The organism is Streptomyces sp. NPDC029152 (assembly GCF_055564355.1).
The window spans coordinates 1-17,077 of the sequence record NZ_JBVHWR010000029.1 but is presented as its reverse complement, the minus strand read 5'-3'; the positions used below and the strand labels follow the sequence as shown (position 1 = coordinate 17,077).

The 17,077-nt window shown below is 74.8% G+C and carries 14 protein-coding genes and 1 pseudogene; 9 read left to right on the top strand and 6 right to left on the bottom strand.

Annotated features, from left to right (window positions below; translation table 11 throughout):
- Positions 1-54 precede the first annotated feature (54 nt).
- Complete coding sequence (locus tag ACZ4V6_RS33795) at positions 55-2,334, top strand: catalase (RefSeq protein WP_467834725.1); 2,280 nt, start codon at positions 55-57, stop codon at positions 2,332-2,334.
- Between the two features lie 54 nt (positions 2,335-2,388).
- On the opposite strand, the gene ACZ4V6_RS33790 is transcribed toward ACZ4V6_RS33795, so the two are convergent.
- Both ACZ4V6_RS33790 and ACZ4V6_RS33785 read right to left on the bottom strand, forming a co-directional pair.
- The gene (locus ACZ4V6_RS33790; protein WP_467834724.1) at positions 2,389-3,270 is read right to left on the bottom strand and encodes a YegS/Rv2252/BmrU family lipid kinase; all 882 of its coding nucleotides are present in this window, start codon (positions 3,268-3,270) and stop codon (positions 2,389-2,391) included.
- 116 nt (positions 3,271-3,386) lie between these two features.
- Positions 3,387-4,982, bottom strand: a complete 1,596-nt coding sequence (locus tag ACZ4V6_RS33785) for an FAD-binding oxidoreductase (RefSeq protein WP_467834722.1) — start codon at positions 4,980-4,982, stop codon at positions 3,387-3,389.
- A 69-nt stretch (positions 4,983-5,051) separates the two neighbouring features.
- Here ACZ4V6_RS33785 and ACZ4V6_RS33780 point away from each other — a divergent pair, with 69 nt between their 5' ends.
- Positions 5,052-5,669 (top strand): TetR/AcrR family transcriptional regulator, encoded by a 618-nt coding sequence (locus ACZ4V6_RS33780; protein WP_467834720.1) that lies wholly within the window; start codon positions 5,052-5,054, stop codon positions 5,667-5,669.
- Entirely contained in the window at positions 5,666-7,249 is a 1,584-nt protein-coding gene (locus tag ACZ4V6_RS33775) for a glycerol-3-phosphate dehydrogenase/oxidase (protein ID WP_467834719.1), read from the top strand. The genes ACZ4V6_RS33780 and ACZ4V6_RS33775 overlap by 4 nt, the downstream gene beginning before the upstream one ends.
- Before the next feature lie 150 nt (positions 7,250-7,399).
- On the opposite strand, the gene ACZ4V6_RS33770 is transcribed toward ACZ4V6_RS33775, so the two are convergent.
- The gene (locus ACZ4V6_RS33770; RefSeq protein WP_467834776.1) at positions 7,400-7,678 is read right to left on the bottom strand and encodes a hypothetical protein; all 279 of its coding nucleotides are present in this window, start codon (positions 7,676-7,678) and stop codon (positions 7,400-7,402) included.
- Positions 7,679-7,841: 163 nt separating this feature from the next.
- On the opposite strand from ACZ4V6_RS33770, the gene ACZ4V6_RS33765 reads away from it, so the two are divergent.
- Positions 7,842-8,207, top strand: coding sequence for an STAS domain-containing protein (locus ACZ4V6_RS33765; RefSeq protein ID WP_467834718.1), 366 nt, complete (start codon positions 7,842-7,844; stop codon positions 8,205-8,207).
- Positions 8,208-8,239: 32 nt separating this feature from the next.
- Here the strand turns inward: ACZ4V6_RS33765 and ACZ4V6_RS33760 are convergent, their stop codons facing one another.
- Complete coding sequence (locus tag ACZ4V6_RS33760; protein ID WP_467834717.1) at positions 8,240-8,617, bottom strand: ATP-binding protein; 378 nt, start codon at positions 8,615-8,617, stop codon at positions 8,240-8,242.
- A 461-nt stretch (positions 8,618-9,078) separates the two neighbouring features.
- Here ACZ4V6_RS33760 and ACZ4V6_RS33755 point away from each other — a divergent pair.
- The 3 genes and pseudogenes from ACZ4V6_RS33755 to ACZ4V6_RS33745 form a co-directional block, all read left to right on the top strand.
- Positions 9,079-9,450, top strand: a pseudogene (locus tag ACZ4V6_RS33755) (VOC family protein); the annotation flags it as partial.
- A 236-nt stretch (positions 9,451-9,686) separates the two neighbouring features.
- A complete protein-coding gene (locus tag ACZ4V6_RS33750) occupies positions 9,687-12,437 on the top strand; it encodes a SpoIIE family protein phosphatase (RefSeq protein WP_467834715.1) in 2,751 nt (916 codons plus the stop codon).
- A 42-nt stretch (positions 12,438-12,479) separates the two neighbouring features.
- Positions 12,480-13,319: a chitosanase gene (locus ACZ4V6_RS33745; protein ID WP_467834713.1), complete on the top strand. Its 840-nt coding sequence runs from the start codon at positions 12,480-12,482 to the stop codon at positions 13,317-13,319.
- Between the two features lie 86 nt (positions 13,320-13,405).
- On the opposite strand, the gene ACZ4V6_RS33740 is transcribed toward ACZ4V6_RS33745, so the two are convergent.
- Complete coding sequence (locus tag ACZ4V6_RS33740) at positions 13,406-13,579, bottom strand: CsbD family protein (RefSeq protein ID WP_189232717.1); 174 nt, start codon at positions 13,577-13,579, stop codon at positions 13,406-13,408.
- Between the two features lie 176 nt (positions 13,580-13,755).
- Between ACZ4V6_RS33740 and ACZ4V6_RS33735 the strand changes: the two genes are divergently transcribed.
- A complete protein-coding gene (locus ACZ4V6_RS33735) occupies positions 13,756-13,902 on the top strand; it encodes a hypothetical protein (RefSeq protein WP_467834711.1) in 147 nt (48 codons plus the stop codon).
- 10 nt (positions 13,903-13,912) lie between these two features.
- Here ACZ4V6_RS33735 and ACZ4V6_RS33730 read toward each other — a convergent pair whose 3' ends face one another.
- Complete coding sequence (locus ACZ4V6_RS33730; protein WP_467834709.1) at positions 13,913-15,379, bottom strand: MFS transporter; 1,467 nt, start codon at positions 15,377-15,379, stop codon at positions 13,913-13,915.
- 219 nt (positions 15,380-15,598) lie between these two features.
- Here ACZ4V6_RS33730 and ACZ4V6_RS33725 point away from each other — a divergent pair, with 219 nt between their 5' ends.
- On the top strand, positions 15,599-16,963 hold the full coding sequence (locus ACZ4V6_RS33725; protein WP_467834707.1) for an FAD-dependent oxidoreductase: 1,365 nt from the start codon (positions 15,599-15,601) through the stop codon (positions 16,961-16,963).
- The last annotated feature ends 114 nt before the right edge of the window (positions 16,964-17,077 follow it).

Below are 17,077 nucleotides of genomic sequence, written 5' to 3'. Positions count from 1 at the left end.
ACTCGAAGACGACCGGCCGCGTGCAGCGGCCCGCCCAGAACGGAGACAAGGCTGATGAGCGAGGCCAACCCCATCAAGCGGGTAGCCCACAAGGTCACCGACACCCTGCGGGGAGAGGGCGGCGGACCGGCGGACGGGGTGCCCGGCAAGCCCGGCCCCGAGTCGCCGCCGGTCGCCGAACCCACCGCCCCCCGCGACCCGCTGCCCCCGAAGCCGGACCAGAGCGGTCCGGACACGGTGTCGCCGACCGGGCAGCCGACCGGTGCCGACCAGGCCCGGGTCGCCCAGTCCGGGAGCTACCTGACGAACGCGCAGGGCACACGGCTGTACGACACGGACCACTCGCTGAAGGCCGGGCCGCGCGGGCCGGTGCTGCTGCAGGACCACCACCTGCGCGAGAAGGTCATGCACTTCGACCACGAGCGCATCCCGGAGCGCGTGGTCCACGCCCGGGGCGCGGGCGCGCACGGCGTGTTCCAGAGCTACGGCACCGCGGCCTCGGTGACCAAGGCGGGCTTCCTCGCGGCGGACGTGGAGACGCCGGTGTTCACCCGCTTCTCCACGGTGGTCGGCTCGCGCGGCTCCGCGGACACCGTGCGGGACACGCGCGGTTTCGCGACGAAGTTCTACACCAGCGAGGGCGTCTTCGACCTGGTCGGCAACAACATCCCGGTCTTCTTCATCCAGGACGCCATCAAGTTCCCGGACGTCGTGCACGCCGCGAAGCCGCACCCGGACCGGGAGATCCCGCAGGCGCAGAGCGCGCACGACACGTTCTGGGACTTCGTGTCGCTGCACACCGAGGCGACCCACCACACCATCTTCTTCATGGGCGACCGCGGCATCCCGCGGTCCTACCGGATGATGGAGGGCTTCGGCGTCCACACCTTCCGGCTGGTCAACGCGGCCGGTGAGACGACGCTGGCGAAGTTCCACTGGAAGCCCAAGCTGGGTGTGCACTCCCTGGTGTGGGACGAGGCGCAGATCATCAACGGCGTCGACCCGGACTTCCACCGCCGGGACCTGGCCGACGCGATCGAGGCGGGCGCGTACCCGCAGTGGGAGCTGGGCATCCAGACGTTCCCGGACACCCCGGAGCAGACCTTCGAGGGCATCGACCTGTTGGACCCGACGAACCTCGTGCCCGAGGAGCTGGCGCCGGTGCAGCCGGTCGGCCTGCTGACGCTGAACCGCAACCCGTCCAACTTCTTCGCGGAAACGGAGCAGGTCGCCTTCCACGTCGGTCACCTGGTGCCGGGCATCGACGTCACCGACGACCCGCTGCTGGCCGGACGGCTGTTCTCCTACCTGGACACGCAGATCACGCGCCTGGGCGGCCCCAACTTCCCGCAGCTGCCGATCAACCGGCCGCACGCGCCGGTCAACGACATGCTGCGGGACGGGATGCACCAGACGGCGGTGCACCGGGGTGTCGCGCCCTACCGGCCCAACTCCCTCGACGGCGGCTGTCCGTTCACCGCCGGAGCGGACATGGGCGCGTACGTCGAGGCGCCGGTCACGATCCCGCAGGCCTCGAAGGTCCGGGAGGCGCCGGAGACCTTCGCGGACCACTTCAGCCAGCCGCGCCGGTTCTGGCTGAGCATGAGCCCGGTGGAGCGCGAACACATCATCGGCGCGTACACCTTCGAACTGGGCAAGTGCTACGAGCAGTCCATCAGGGAGCGGACGCTGCAGGTGCTGGCCAACATCGACCCCGAGCTGTGCGCGGGCGTCGCCGAGGGCCTCGGCCTGCCCGCCCCCGCGCCCACCGTGCCGCTGGCCGACGTCGAGCCGAGCCCGGCGCTGTCCCAGGTCGGCAGGACCTGGCCGGTCGAGGGCCGCGTCGTCGGCATCGTGACCAGCGGCGCCGACCTGGAGGGCGTGACGGCCGTGCGGGAGGCGGTGCTGAACGCCGGGATGGTGCCGCTCGTGGTGGCGCCGACCGGCGGCACCCTCGGCTCGGGCGACGGGGCGGTGACGGTGCAGCGCAGCTACGTCACCGCGCGCTCCGTGGAGTTCGACGCCGTCCTGGTGGCGGGGACGCCCGCGATGGGCGGCGACGCGTACACGCCGCGGGACTACAAGGCGGCTCCGGCGCCCACCGGGCCGGGGACGATCGACCCGCGGGTGAGCCTGCTGCTGTCGGAGGCGTTCCGGCACGGCAAGGCGATCGGGGTCTGGGCGGGCGGCGAGGCCGCGCTCGACGCGTCGGGTGTGCCCGCCGACGCCCCCGGCGTGGTCGTCGCCGACTCCGGCACGGCGGCGCTGGAGCAGGTGACGCGGCTGCTGGGCTCGCACCGGGTGTGGGAACGCTTCACCACGCCCCGGGGCTGATCCGTACGGGCGCGGGGCCGGTCGCCGGTGTCGGCGGCCGGCCCCGCGGCACGTTCAGCACAGGACGCGCAGCGCCCCGGGAAGCACCCTGGCCGTCACGGGGACGACGGCCTCCACCTCGCCGTCGGCGCCGTAGGGTACGGCCCGGTCGGCCTCGACCCGGACCTCCTTCCCGCGCAGGACGTGCACCTGGGGGCGGTGGACGTGGGCGCCGGTGGCGAGTTCGTTCATCAGGGCGAAGAACAGCCGCCGGGGCGCGTGGTGGATCATCACGACCTCCAGCAGGCCGTCGTCGACCCGGGCGGCTGGGGCGATGAGGCGGTTGGAGCCGTAGTAGCCGGAGTTGGCGGCCACCACCGTGTAACCGGTGAAGGCGTGCTCCCGTCCGTCGACGGTGACCCGGTAGCGGGTGGGCCGCCAGGTGGTGATGGCGCGCAGGGCTCCCACGTAGTAGGAGGCGGTGCCGCGCAGCAGGCGCGCGTGGTTGGCGTGGCGGTTGGCGAGCGCGTCGACCCCCGCGTAGAGGCTGCCGAGCACGACGGTGCGGTCGTGGACGGCGGAGGTGACCTCGATGGTGTCGACGGGGCGCGGCTCGCCGCGCAGCAGCAGCTCGGCGAGGGCCTCGGGCTCGGCGGGCAGGCCCAGGGCACGGGCGAAGTCGTTGCCGCGGCCGGCCGGGACGAGGCCGAGGACCGTCCCGGTGCCGCTGAGGGCGCCGCCGATGCCGCCGGCCATGCCGTCCCCGCCGACGGCGAGCACCACCCGGCCCCGCCGTCCGGCCTGCCGGGCGACGTCCCGGGCGTGCGCGAGGCTGCGGCTGTACTCGGTCTCCAGTCCGGCGCCCGCCTCCCGCAGCAGCCGGGCCACCCCGAGCAGCGCGGCGGCGGAGGTGGCGCCGCCGGCGGTGGGGTTGACGACGGCGGTGAACTGTCGCATCGATGTGCCTCCGGGCTGACGGGTGGTGCCGGACTGTTGTCTCACGGGGCGCGTCCCACGGGCCGTGCGGGCCCGGCCCGTGGGAGCGGTGGGCGGGCGGGCCCGGCCGGCCGGGCTCAGTCGGCGGGCAGCAGGACGCCCGGGTTGAGCAGTCCGGCCGGGTCCAGACGCCGTTTGACGGCGCGCAGGGCCTCGATGCCGAGGGGACCGGCCTCCCGGAGGTACCAGTCGCGGTGGTCGGTGCCGACCGCGTGGTGGTGGGTGATGGTGCCGCCGGCGGCGAGGATCGCCTCGTTGGCGGCGTGCTTGGCCCGGGTCCAGTGCGCCACGGCGTCGTCGCCCCGGGCGCAGACGACGGTGAAGTACAGGGAGGCGCCGTTCTCGTAGACGTGCGAGATGTGGCACATGACCAGCGGCGGGGTGCCGGCCTCGGTGAGCGTCGTGGTGAGCGCGTCGCGGACGGCCGCGTACAGCCCGGGGATCCGGGACCAGTAGGCCGCCGTCTCCAGGGTCTCGGCGAGCGCCCCGGCGTCCAGCAGGGAGTCGCGCAGGTAGGGCGCGGAGTACCGGCCGTGCGCCCACCGCTCCCCCGGTTCGTCGCCGGCGAACACGCCGCCGCACTCGGCGAGCACGGCCGCCGCCGCCTCGCGGCGGTGCGCGGTGTCCTGCTCGGTGCCCTCGAAACCGACGATCGCGAGGCATCCGGCGTCCGGCTCGGCGAGGGAGGCGCCGATGGCGTCGGGCTGGGCCAGGCCGATCAGGGTCTCGGTCTCGTCGGACAGCCGCAGCACCGTCGGGCGCGGGCCGTCCTGGGCGAGCCGGCGCAGGGCGGCGGCGCCCCCGTCGAAGGAGGCGAAGCGCCAGCCCTCGTAGCGGCGGACGTCCGGCACCGGCCGGACGCGCACGGTCACGGAGGTGATGACGCCGAACGCGCCTTCCGAGCCCAGCACGAGCTGGCGCAGGTCGGGGCCGGCCGCCGAGCGGGGGGCGCGGCCCGTGTCCAGGGTGCCCTCGGGGGTGGCGAGGGTCAGGCCCAGCACCATGTCGTCGAAGCGTCCGTACCCGGCGGAGGCCTGGCCGCTGGAGCGGGTCGCGGCGAAGCCGCCGACGGTCGCCCACTCGTAGGACTGGGGGAAGTGGCCGAGGGTGTAGCCGTGTTCCGCGAGGAGGGCCTCGGCCTCGGGGGCGCGCAGGCCGGGTTGCAGCGTGGCGGTGCGGGAGACCGGGTCGAGGTCGAGCAGGCGGTTCATGTGCCGCAGGTCCAGGGCGACGAAGGGGCCCGGCCGGGCGGGGGCGAGGCCGCCGACCACGGAGGTGCCGCCGCCGAACGGGACGAGCGCCAGGCCGTGTTCGGCGCAGGCCCGCAGGACCGCGAGCACCTCGTCGTGGCTGCCGGGCAGGACGACGGCGGCCGGGGTGTCGCGGACGTCGCCCCGCCGCATGCGCAGCAGGTCGGGCGTGGACTTGCCGCGGGTGTGCCGGACGCGCGACACGGTGTCCGTGCGCACGCGGTCCGCGCGGTCGCCGACGGCGGCGAGCAGCGCGTGGCGGGCCGGGCCGTCCAGTGCGGCGGGGAGGCCGATCTCCTCCAGGCGGACGGGGGCGGTGCCGTTCCCCTCGACGCCGAGCAGATCGCGCAGCAGCCCGGTCACGGTGTCGGGCAGCGGCGTCGCCCGGGCCGGGTCGCCCCAGCCGTTCCACAGCATGTCCATTGCCTGTCGTCCTCACCGGTCGTTGCGGGATGCCGCCCGCGCGGCCCCACTGGCGTTACACTGTTACACATGGCGCCCAATCGTCACAACCACGCGAGCCGGCCGAACTCCTCGGACAACGACACGGTGCTCGACGCCGTACGCGACTGCGTCCTGGCCGTCGGCGTCCGCCGCACGACCATGACCGACGTGGCCCGCCGCGCCGGTGTCTCCCGGATGACGCTCTACCGGCGGTGGCCGGACGTGCGGTCCCTGGTCGGCGACCTGATGACCCGGGAGTGGATCGCCGTCGCCACGGGGGCCGTCCCCGAGCCCCGGCCCGGGCTGGACACGCGCTCGCGCCTCGTCGAGGGGCTGGTCACGGGGGTGGAGGCGTTCCGCGACCATCCGCTCTTCCGCAAGATCGTCGACGTCGATCCCGAGCTGCTGCTGCCCTACGTGCTGGACCGTCGCGGGGCGAGCCAGGAGGCCCTGCTGGAGCTGCTGGCCGCCGCGCTGCGGGAGGGGCACGCCGACGGCTCGGTGCGCGCGGCGCACCCCGAGCGGCAGGCGCGGTCCGTGCTGCTGGTCGTGCAGTCCTACGCCCTGTCCCTGCGGACCATGACCGACGAGGACGACCCCGACCTGACCGGCGCGGCCTTCCTCGCGGAGCTGCGGACCATCCTCGAGAGGACCCTCACCCCATGAACCCCACCAGCGGTCCCGCCGCCGGCGCCTCCCTGTCCGCCGCCCGGCGCTCGCGGGAACTGGCCGAGGCCGTCGGCGGCCCGGTCGTCGACGTCCTGGTCGTCGGACTCGGCGCGACCGGCGCCGGCGCGGCCCTGGACGCCGCGGCCCGGGGCCTGGGCGTCGTCGCCGTGGACGCCCACGACCTGGCCTTCGGCACCTCCCGGTGGAGCTCGAAGCTCATCCACGGCGGCCTGCGCTACCTCGCCTCCGCCCAGCTCGACGTCGCCCACGAGAGCGCGGTGGAGCGCGGCGTGCTGATGGAGCGCACCGCCCCGCACCTGGTGCGGGCCCAGCCGTTCGTGCTGCCGCTGACGCCCCTGGTCCCCCGTTCCCGGGCCACGCTGGCCTGGGCGGGGTTCCGGGCCGGCGACACCCTGCGACTGGCGGCGCGCACGGCCCGGGCCACGCTCCCCGCGCCGCGCCGGCTGTCCGCCGTGGAGACCCGCCACCTCGCCCCGGCGCTGCGCCCCGCCGGGCTGCGCGGCGGCCTGCTGTCCTGGGACGGGCGGCTCACCGACGACGCCCGGCTGGTGACCGCCCTGGCCCGCACCGCCGCCGCGCACGGTGCCCGGATCCTGACCCGGGTGCGGGCGCTGGAGCTCACGGCGTCCGGCGCCCGGGTACGGGACGAGCTCACCGGCGAGACGGGGGAGATCCGCGCCCGCGCGGTGGTCAACGCCTCCGGGGTGTGGGCCGGCGGCCTCGTGGACGGCATCCGGGTCCGGCCCTCCCGCGGCACCCACCTGGTGCTGCGTTCGGAGACCCTCGGCCCGCTGCCCGCGGGACTGCACGTCCCGATCCCCGGGGAGACCAACCGCTTCGTCCTCGTCCTGCCCCAGGGCGACGGCCGGGTCTACGTCGGGCTGACCGACGAGCCCGTGGACGGCCCGGTCCCGGACGTCCCCGAGGTGCCGGAGACCGACGTCGGCTTCCTGCTCGACGTGCTCGGCTCGGTCCTGGACGTGCCCGTGCACCGCGAGGACGTGGTCGGCGCCTTCGCGGGTCTGCGCCCCCTGCTGGACACCACCCCGCAGGACCGTCCCGGCGCCGGGGCCCGGACCGCGGACGTCTCCCGCCGGCACGCCGTGCTCACCTCGCCGGAGGGCGTGATCACCGTCGTCGGCGGCAAGCTCACCACGTACCGGCGCATGGCCGAGGACGCCGTGGACGCCGCCGTCACCGCCCGGCGCCTCGCCGCCGGGCCCTCCACCACGGCCGCGCTGCCGCTGGTCGGCGCCGCCGCGCCGCACGTCCTCGCCGCGCTGCGGGCACCGCGCCGCCTGGTGCGTCTCTACGGCACGGAGGCACCGGCCGTGCAGGCCCTGGCCGACCTGGACCCCCGGCTCGGCGAGCGCGTGCTGCCCGGCCACCCCGTCACCGGGGCGGAGCTGGTGTGGGCCCTGCGGCACGAAGGAGCCCTCGACGAGGCCGATCTGCTCGACCGGCGCACCCGCATCGGCCTGGTGCCCGCGGACCGGGCCGCGGCGCTGGCCGCCGTACGCGACCTCGTCGGCGGGACCGCGATCCGGCGGGACTGAGCGGGCCGCGGCTCCGCGGGCGCGCCCCGGCCCGGACCCGTGCCCCGTCCCCGGCCCGGGTCCGGGCCCGGGCCGGGGCCCGGGCGCGGAACAGGCGGCCACGGGGCGCGTGGCCGCCTGTGCCCGTGACGAGGCGGGCGACAAGCCGCGTCAGGTCCCCGGCCGCCCGTCCTGGACGGCCTCGCGGACCTCGGCCTCGAGCTTGTTCCGGGACTGTCCCTCCTCCTTGACGTACTCCGTCATCGCGGTCTGCGCGTCCCGGTCCAGGTCGCGCCATGCCCGTACGGCGGTCTCGTACGTGTGCGACTGCCGTCGGGTCCACTGTTGCTGCGTAGGAGGCCCGTACGAGTCGCGCAGCTCCTCGACCCGGTGGTGTGCCTGGTCGGCCGCGCGGCGCTTCTGCACGAGCTCCTCGAATGTGTGAGCCACCACATCTCGACGGTAGTCAGAGGACGGCCATCGCGCGCGTCGAGCCGCCGGGACCGGCCCGAACCCCTTCTCCGGTCTGCGCAAGTGGCCCCCACGGGCCCCGAAGAGCCTTAACATCGAGGCCACCGACGACGGCCGGGCATATGCGGGAAGTGAGGGAAGCGTGGCGGACATCGAGGGAGCGGCAGTACCCGAGCGGCTGCTGATCACCCGTACCACCACGGGCGGTGACGTCAGCGTCGTCAGCCTCGCCGGAGAGGTCGACCTCGACGGCAGCGACCAGCTCCGCGACGTCCTGCTGTCCTGCGTGCAGACGGCGCCGGGCACCGTGGTCGACCTCTCGGAGGTCGCCTTCCTGGACTCCAGCGGCATCAACGTGCTGATATCCGCCCACCAGGCCGCCGAGGCCCGCGGCGTCTTCTTCCGGCTCGCCGCGCCCCGGCAGGCCGTCCTGCGCGTCCTGCAGCTCGTCGGGGTCGACACGCTCATCGCCTGTCACCCCACCGTCGAGCAGGCCCTGGCCGGCTGAGGGCCGCGCGCCCGGGCCTCGGCGCGGGCGGGTCACCGCAGGGGCAGACGCGCGAAGACGGTCTTGCCGGTCGCGTGCGGCCTGGTGATGACCTCGTCGCACAGGCGCGTCACGATCTCCAGGCCGTGGCGGCCGACGCGCAGGGGATCGCCCGGCAGGAACGTGGGGAAGCCCTCCCCCGTGTCCCGCACCGCGATCTCCACGCCGTCCCCCACCAGTGTCAGCGCCAGCCGGCACGGGCCGGGCGCGTGCCGGACCGCGTTCGTCACCAGTTCGCTGACGACCAGGCGGGCGGCGTCCAGGAAGGTGTCGGCCGTCTTCACACCGGCCTCGCCGAGCCGCGCGACGAAGCCCTGGACGACATCGCGGGCGGCGGGGATCATCGCCGATCCGCCCCTGAACTCCGCCACGGCGGACACGGCAGGGGCGTCTGCGGCATCGGGTCCGTGCGCCGGAGTCATAGGGAGCCTCACCGTCCGGTCCGGGGCCCAGGAGGGGAAGCGAAGGCCCGCGCTGATTCACGATACGCACCGAACCGGTGCCGCCCCCTCCTTTGCCCCAACTTCCTCCGGACACACCCTTTTTCCGGGCGGGCCGCGGTCCGTGGCGGGACACGAACGGCGTTGCCCCGGACCGCGAGGGGAAGCAGCGTTGGCCGCGTGACTGCCGGGTCGGCCATGGGCCGTGCACAGGTCAGGGTCCCGGCACCTGCGTGAGCGCGCGGCGGGCCCGAGGCCCGCCCCCTTCTCCGCGTCCTCGTTCCAGGTGTCCGCACACCGGGCGCCGCGCCGCCGAACCCGAGACCCGGGGACCTTCCCCCGTGCCTGACGACCAGTGGCACCCGCGCTCCCCCGAGCCGTCGGCCACGACCGTGCAGCCGGCCCCACCGCCGTCCTCCCCCGTGACCGGCGGCTGTCCGCCGGGTTCCTCGCCGCGGCCCTCGGGCTGGAGGTCGGCGCCCCGTTCCGCCCCTTCCTGCCCCTCGACCCCGACAACGGCGTGACCCTCGACCACTACGAGACGCGGGACGAGCCGATCCAGCCGCAGCACTACGCGTTCCTCGTGCCCGAGGAACGGTTCGACGGCACGACCGACCGCCCGGACGCGGTCGGCGTCACGTGCTACGCGGATCCCGGCACACCGAACCCGGCCGGATCGACCGGCTGTTCGGCGGCAGGGCACGTACTTCGACGATCCGGCCGGCCACAACCTGGAGATCATGACCCGGCCGTACGCCCGGCCCCGACGGTTCCGCGCCGGGCGCCGGCCGCCGATCGTGCGCCACCCGCACGGGCGCACCCGGGTACCGGACCTTCCCGGTGGGGTGTGCCGGACGGGGCCGGTCCGGTCCGGCACCGACGACGGCATCGCCCCGCCGCCCGTCTCCCGCCCGGCCGGCCGCAGGAGTTCCGGCGGGGCGGGGCCCGCCCCGCCGGGCGCCCCTCGCCTCCGGCGGCCCGGCAGTGTAGACATGGGCACATGGTCCGACTGATGGGGCGATCGGGAGAGCGGTCACCCCGTCGTCCCATCGGTTCGCTCGCCCGGCAGCGAGACGCGGACCGGTCGCGGCGGGCAGCGGCGGCGGGGCGGCGGGGCCGGTCCGCGGCGCTGCGGGCGGCGCTGTCCGGGCGCAGTGTCGCCGGACAGGTCTTCGTCCTGAACGTGGTCATCGTGCTGCTGCTCGTGGTGGTGGCGGCGGTCTCGCTGGTGCTCCAGGTGCAGCACGACAGCACGGTGGAGGCGCGTAACCGGTCGGTCGCCGTGGCCGCGACGTTCGCGAACTCCCCCGGCATGGTCGAGGCGCTGCGCAGCCCCCACCCCACGGCGGTGCTCCAGCCCCGGGCCGAGGCCGTGCGCAAGGAGACGGGCGTGGACTTCGTCGTCGTCCTGAACACCGACGGGGTCCGCTACACCCATCCCGTGCCCGACCGCATCGGCAAGCGGTTCGTGGGGAACATCGCCCCCGCGCTGGCCGGGCGGACCGTGGTCGAGGAGATCGACGGCACCATAGGCCGGCTGGTCCAGGCCGTGGTGCCGGTCGAGGAACCGGGCGGGAAGGTCGTCGGCCTGGTCTCGGCCGGCATCACGACGGAGAACGCGGGCGGCGTCGCCGACCGGCAGCTGCCGATGGTGCTGATCGCCGCGGGCGTGGGACTCGCCCTGGCGACGGCGGGCACGGCGCTGGTCAGCCGGCGGCTGCTGCGGCAGACGCACGGCCTGGGCCCGCACGAGATGACCCGGATGTACGAACACCACGACGCGGTCCTGCACTCCGTCCGGGAGGGCGTGCTCATCGTCGGCGGGGAGGGCCGGCTGCTGCTCGCGAACGACGAGGCGCACCGCCTGCTCGACCTGCCCGCGGACGCCGAGGGCCGGCACGTCCTGGACCTCGGCCTGCCCGCCGACACGGCACGGCTGCTGGACTCCGGACGGGCCGCCACGGACGAGGTGCACCTGGTCAAGGACCGGCTGCTGGCGATCAACCTGCGGCCCACGGACGAGCGGGGCGGCCCGCCCGGCAGCGTCGCCACCCTGCGCGACTCCACGGAGCTGCGGGCCCTGTCCGGCCGTGCCGAGACCGCCCGGGAACGGCTGGACCTGCTGTACGACGCCGGGGTGGGCATCGGCACCGGCCTGGACGTCACCCGGACCGCGGAGGAGCTGACGGAGCTGGCCGCTCCCCGGTTCGCGGACTACGCCACCGTGGACCTGTTCGACGCGGTGCTGAGCGGCGGCCGGCCGGAGGCGGTGACCCCGCTGCGCCGCACCGCGCTCAGCGGCGCCGGCGAGGACGTGCCGCTCTACCCGGTGGGACGGCAGATCCGCTTCGTGGCCTCCTCCCCGCAGGGCCGGGCCCTGGCCACCGGCCGCCCGGTCCTGGAACCGGACCTCCGTCACGCCGAGGGGTGGCACGCGCAGGACCCCGAACGCACCGCCCGGGTGCTGGAGTACGGCATCCACTCGCTGATCACCGTGCCCCTGCGCGCGGGCGCCCTGGTGCTCGGACTGGTCAGCTTCTGGCGCTGCCGGCGGCCCGCGCCGTTCGACGGGGACGACCTGGCTCTCGCCGAGGAACTGGTCGCGCGCGCCGCGGTCTCCATCGACAACGCGCGCCGCTACACGCGCGAGCACGGCATGGCGGTGACGCTCCAGCGGAGTCTGCTGCCCCGCAGGATGCCCGAGCAGAACGCCCTGGACGTCGCCCACCGTTACCTGCCCGCGCAGGCGGGGGTGGGCGGGGACTGGTTCGACGTGCTGCCGCTCTCCGGGGCCCGGGTCGCGCTCGTGGTGGGCGACGTCGTCGGCCACGGACTGCACGCCGCGGCCACCATGGGCCGGCTGCGGACGGCGGTGCACAACTTCTCCACGCTGGATCTGCCGCCCGACGAGCTGCTCACCCTCCTCGACGAGCTGGTCGCCCGCATCGACCAGGACGAGGCCGCCGAGGACGACAGCGCCCCGGTCACCGGCGCGACCTGCCTCTACGCGGTCTACGACCCGGTCGCCGGCACCTGTGTGATCGCCCGGGCCGGTCATCCGCCGCCCGCCCTGGTGCGCCCGGACGGCGGCGTGGAGTTCCCCGAGGTGCCCGCCGGTCCCCCGCTGGGCCTGGGCGGTCTGCCGTTCGAGACCACCGAGCTGCACCTGGCGGAGGGCAGCCGGATCGTGCTGTACACCGACGGGCTCGTGGAGGACCGGGAGCACGACATCGACGTCGGTCTCGAACAGCTGCGCAGGGCGCTGGAGGCCGCGGGCGAGTCGCCGGAGGACACCTGCCGGACCGTCCTCGACGCCCGGCTCCCGGACCGGCCGGGCGACGACATCGCCCTGCTCGTGGCAAGGACCCGCGTGCTGGGTCCGGACCGGGTCGCCGAGTGGCGGGTGCCGAACGACCCGGCCGCGGTCGGCGAGGTGCGTGCGCAGGTCACGCGGCGGCTGGCGGAGTGGGGGCTGGACGAGCTGGCGTTCACGACGGAGCTGATCCTGAGCGAGCTGGTCACCAACGCGATCCGGTACGGCGGTGAGACCGTCCACGTGCGGGTGCTGCGCGACCGCAGCCTGATCTGCGAGGTGTTCGACAGCAGCAGCACCTCGCCGCACCTGCGCTACGCGGCGATGACCGACGAGGGCGGGCGCGGTCTGTTCCTCGTGGCGCAGCTCGCCGAGCGGTGGGGCACCCGCTACACGCCGGACGGCAAGATCATCTGGGCGGAGCAGCCGGTGCCCTGACGGGGCCGGCGCCGTCCGTCGTTCCGAACACCAGGAGAACCCGTGAACCACCCGTCCCCCGATCCGGCGCGCCCCCGGGGTGTGCTGCGTCGCGCCCTGCTCGCCCTGACCTCCGCGTCGCCGGCGACGGCGTCGCCCCCGCTGCGACCGTCGCGCGGGGCGCCCGGGCGCCCCGCGGGGCTCGGCGACCCGGCGAAGAAGGAGATCGCCATGCGCCTGGTGTCGAGCGCCGAGAACTCCTCGCTCGACTGGAGGGCCCAGTACGCGTACATCGAGGACATCGGTGACGGCCGCGGTTACACCGCGGGCATCATCGGCTTCTGCTCCGGCACCGGCGACATGCTCGACCTGGTGGAGCTCTACACCGACCGCAGACCGGGCAACGCTCTCGCCCGGTACCTGCCCGCGCTGCGCGCGGTCGACGGCACCGACTCGCACGCGGGTCTGGACCCGGACTTCCCCGAGGACTGGCGCCGGGCGGCCCGCGACCGGGAGTTCTGCCGGGCGCAGGACGACGAACGCGACCGCGTGTACTTCGGCCCGGCCGTCCGGCGGGCCACGGAGGACGGGCTCCGGACGCTCGGGCAGTTCGCGTACTACGACGCGATCGTGATGCACGGCGGCGGCGACGACCGCGCCGGCTTCCCCGCGATCCGCGAGCGGGCCCTGCGCCACGCCCGGCCCCCGGCCCTCGGCGGCGACGAGGTGACCTACCTGCACGCCTTCCTCGACGCGCGGGCGTGGGCGATGAGGCAGGAGGCGGCGCACAGCGACACCAGCCGGGTCGACACGGCACAGCGTGTCTTCCTGCGCGCGGGCAACCTGGACCTCGATCCGCCGCTGCACTGGCGGGTGTACGGCGACGGCTACCGCATCGACTGATCCCGCCGGGCACCGCGACGGGCCGCGGAAGAGGGCCTCGCGCCCTCTTCCGCGGCCCGCGTGATGCCGCTTCGCCGCCGCCGGCGTCAGTGCCGGAACACGTCCTTGCCCTTCTCCTTGGCCTGGCGTGCGTCGCCCTTCGACTGCTCGGCGCGGCCCTCGGCCGTCATCCTCTCGTTGCCGACGGCACGCCCCGCCGCCTCCTTCGCCTTCCCCTTGGCCTGTTCCATCTTGGCCTTGGACTTCTGGTTGCCGGCCACGACTGTTCTCCTCACGGCGTTGGGTTGCGATGTCCTGTCCTGCGGGTCGCCCGTCCCGGCGGTGTCAAACATGGCGGTTCGGAGCCGGGACGGCTCCCCGGGGTGATCGGGGGGCCGCCGGGTACAAGGACGGCGACAGGCAACGACACGGCAGAACCGTCGACCCGGAGGACGTCATGGCCGGAATGCTGGACCGGATCAAGCAGTTCGCACGCAGCCCGCAGGGCCGCAGGGCGGCGGAGCAGGTGCGCCGCGCGGCCTCGGACCCCCGCCGCCGCGCGCAGGCGCAGGAGATGCTGCGGAAGGTCGGCAAGCGCCGCTGAGGCCGCTTCCTCAGCCCCGCCCCGCGTGGGCGTGCCGGTGGGACGCCCGGGGCCGACGGCGGCCGCGGCCGTCGCGGTCCCGGCGCCGGTCGAGGACGGCGACGGTCAGCGCGCCCAGCATGGCGGCGACGCCGGAGCCGACCGACAGGGCCATGGCCTCGTGGTAGTCGCGGTGGGTGGCGTCGAGCGTCAGGTAGAACAGCCCCGGCAGCACGGCGGTGCCCACGGCGGCGCCGAGACGCTGCCCCGTCTGCAGGGCGCCGCCGGCGGCGCCCGCCATCCGCACCGGCACGTCCCGCAGCGTCATCGTGATGTTCGGGGAGATCACGCAGCCGCTGCCGAGCCCGCCCACCAGCAGCGCCGGGGCCGCGAACCAGGCGGCGTGGCCGGAGGGCGCGAGCCACAGCACCAGCGCGGTCGTGCCGAGCCCCGCCATGACGGCGACGAGGCCCCAGACGGTCAGCAGCCGGCCCAGCCGCTCCACCAGCCGGCCCGCGACGGCCGCCGCGGCGGCGGAGCCCACGGCGAACGGGGTCACCGCCAGACCGGACATGAGGGGGGAGAAACCCAGTCCGTTCTGGAAGAAGAGCGCGAACACGAGCCACACTCCGCTGAACCCGACGAAGTACAGGGCTCCCAGGCCCGCGCCGGTGGCGTAGCCGCGGGTCCCGGTGAGCAGCCCCGGGTCCAGCAGCGGCGCCCCGCCCCGGCGGGCGAGGCGGCGTTCCCACCGTGCGAACGCGAGCAGGACCAGCAGCCCCACCGGGAACAGCCACCACGTACGGCGCACCCCGCCCGCTTCGGCGAGCACCAGCGGCAGCATCACGGCGAGGATCCCGGCGCCCAGGAGCACGACGCCCGCCGGGTCCAGGCGTCCCCGGCCGCCGGGAGCGACCCGCGGCAGCAGGCGCAGGCCGAGCAGGAACGCGAGCACGCCGACGGGGACGTTGACGTAGAAGATCCACCGCCAGCCCTGCGGGCCTGCCAGGGCGAGGATCGCACCGCCGACGACCGGTCCCACCGCGCTGGAGACACCCACCGTGGCGCCGAAGAGGCCGAACGCGCGTCCGCGCTCCGCGCCCCGGAAGAGCTGCTGGATCAGCGCCGAGTTCTGCGGCGCGAGGCTGCCCGCGGCGACTCCCTGGGCGAGCCGGGCGGCCACCAGCAGTCCGATGCCGGGTGCGGCCCCCGCCGCGGCGCTGAACACCGTGAAGGCGGCGAGGGCGGCGAGGAAGACGCGGCGCCTGCCGAACGCGTCGCCGATCCGGCCGGCCGTGACCAGGCTCAGGGCGAACGTGAGGGCGTATCCGGACACGACCCACTGCACGGACGCCGCGGAGGCGTGCAGTTCCCGCTGCATGGACGGCAGGGCGACGGCGACGATCGTCACGTCCAGCAGGCTCATGAAACCGGCGACCAGTGTCACCCACAGGGCCCGCCACCGGTTCGGTTCCGGGCGGTCGTCCGGACGGTGCACGCGGGCTCCCCTCACGCGGTGGACGAGGAACGCGTTCGCCGCGCCCCACGCCTGCGTCACCCGTGACCGCGGATCCAAACCCGGGACGCAAAGCCGGACCATGAGATCCCATAAGCCGTCCTTATGGCCTCATAGACCGGACCCGCGTACCGACTTAGGCTTGCCTCAGCTTAGGCTTCCCCGAGAGTCGATCTGTCACCGCTCGAAGGGAACCTGAACATGCCCCGCCCTCTGCGGGTAGCCATCGTCGGATCCGGCCCGGCCGGGATCTACGCCGCCGACGCCCTGCTCAAGTCCGAGGTGGCCGCCGAACCCGGCGTGTCCATCGACATCTTCGAGCGCATGCCCGCCCCGTTCGGGCTCATCCGCTACGGCGTCGCCCCCGACCACCCGCGGATCAAGGGCATCATCACCGCCCTGCACCAGGTGCTCGACAAGCCGCAGATCCGCCTCTTCGGCAATGTGGACTACCCCACCGACATCAGCCTGGACGACCTGCGCACGTTCTACGACGGCGTGATATTCGCCACGGGCGCCACGGCCGACCGGGCGCTGCCCGTACCCGGCATCGACCTCGACGGCTCCTACGGCGCCGCCGACTTCGTGTCCTGGTACGACGGCCACCCGGACGTGCCGCGCACCTGGCCCCTGGAGGCGGAGAAGGTCGCCGTCCTCGGCGTCGGCAACGTGGCCCTCGACGTGGCCCGCATCCTCGCCAAGACGGCCGACGAGCTGCTGCCGACCGAGATCCCGCCGAACGTCTACGAGGGCCTGAAGGCCAACAAGGCCCTGGAGATCCACGTCTTCGGCCGCCGTGGCCCGGCGCAGGCGAAGTTCAGCCCGATGGAGCTGCGGGAGCTGGACCACTCCCCGAACATCGAGGTCATCGTCGACCCCGAGGACATCGACTACGACGACGGCTCGATCGCGACCCGGCGTGGCAACAAGCAGGCCGACATGGTCGCCAAGACCCTGGAGAACTGGGCGATCCGCGACGTCGGCGACCGGCCGCACAAGCTGTTCCTGCACTTCTTCGAGTCGCCCACCGAGATCCTCGGCGAGGACGGCAAGGTCGTCGGCCTGCGCACCGAGCGCACCGCGCTGGACGGCACCGGCAACGTCAAGGGCACCGGCGAGTTCAAGGACTGGGACGTCCAGGCGGTCTACCGGGCCGTCGGCTACCTGTCCGACCAGCTCCCCAAGCTGCCCTGGGACCTCGACTCGGGCACGGTCCCGGACGAGGGCGGGCGCGTCGTCCAGGAGTCCGGCGAGCACCTGCAGTCGACGTACGTCACCGGCTGGATCCGGCGCGGCCCGGTCGGCCTGATCGGCCACACCAAGGGCGACGCCAACGAGACGGTGTCCAACCTGCTGGACGACTACGCGAACGGCCGGCTGCACACGCCCGCCGCGCCCGGCCCGGAGGCCGTGGACGCCTTCCTCGCCGAGCGGAACGTCCGCTTCACCACGTGGGACGGCTGGTACCGGCTCGACGCCGCGGAGAAGGCGCTGGGCGAGCCGCAGGGCCGTGAGCGCGTGAAGCTCGTCGAGCGCGAGGACATGCTCAGGGAGAGCGGCGCCTGAGCCCCGGACGGCCCGGGCGCGGGGGGGGGGGGGGGGGGGGGGGGGGGGGGGGGGGGGGGGGGGGGGGGGGGGGGGGGGGGGGGGGGGGGGGGGAGGGGGGGGTGGTAGTCTGGT

Bases quoted from the DNA above. Each gene is read 5' to 3' on its own strand.
- ACZ4V6_RS33795 (WP_467834725.1), top strand. From the start codon at position 55: ATGAGCGAGGCCAACCCCATCAAGCGGGTAGCCCACAAGGTCACCGAC.
- ACZ4V6_RS33790 (WP_467834724.1), bottom strand. From the start codon at position 3,270: ATGCGACAGTTCACCGCCGTCGTCAACCCCACCGCCGGCGGCGCCACC.
- ACZ4V6_RS33785 (WP_467834722.1), bottom strand. From the start codon at position 4,982: ATGGACATGCTGTGGAACGGCTGGGGCGACCCGGCCCGGGCGACGCCG.
- ACZ4V6_RS33780 (WP_467834720.1), top strand. From the start codon at position 5,052: ATGGCGCCCAATCGTCACAACCACGCGAGCCGGCCGAACTCCTCGGAC.
- ACZ4V6_RS33775 (WP_467834719.1), top strand. From the start codon at position 5,666: ATGAACCCCACCAGCGGTCCCGCCGCCGGCGCCTCCCTGTCCGCCGCC.
- ACZ4V6_RS33750 (WP_467834715.1), top strand. From the start codon at position 9,687: ATGGTCCGACTGATGGGGCGATCGGGAGAGCGGTCACCCCGTCGTCCC.
- ACZ4V6_RS33735 (WP_467834711.1), top strand. From the start codon at position 13,756: ATGGCCGGAATGCTGGACCGGATCAAGCAGTTCGCACGCAGCCCGCAG.
- ACZ4V6_RS33725 (WP_467834707.1), top strand. From the start codon at position 15,599: ATGCCCCGCCCTCTGCGGGTAGCCATCGTCGGATCCGGCCCGGCCGGG.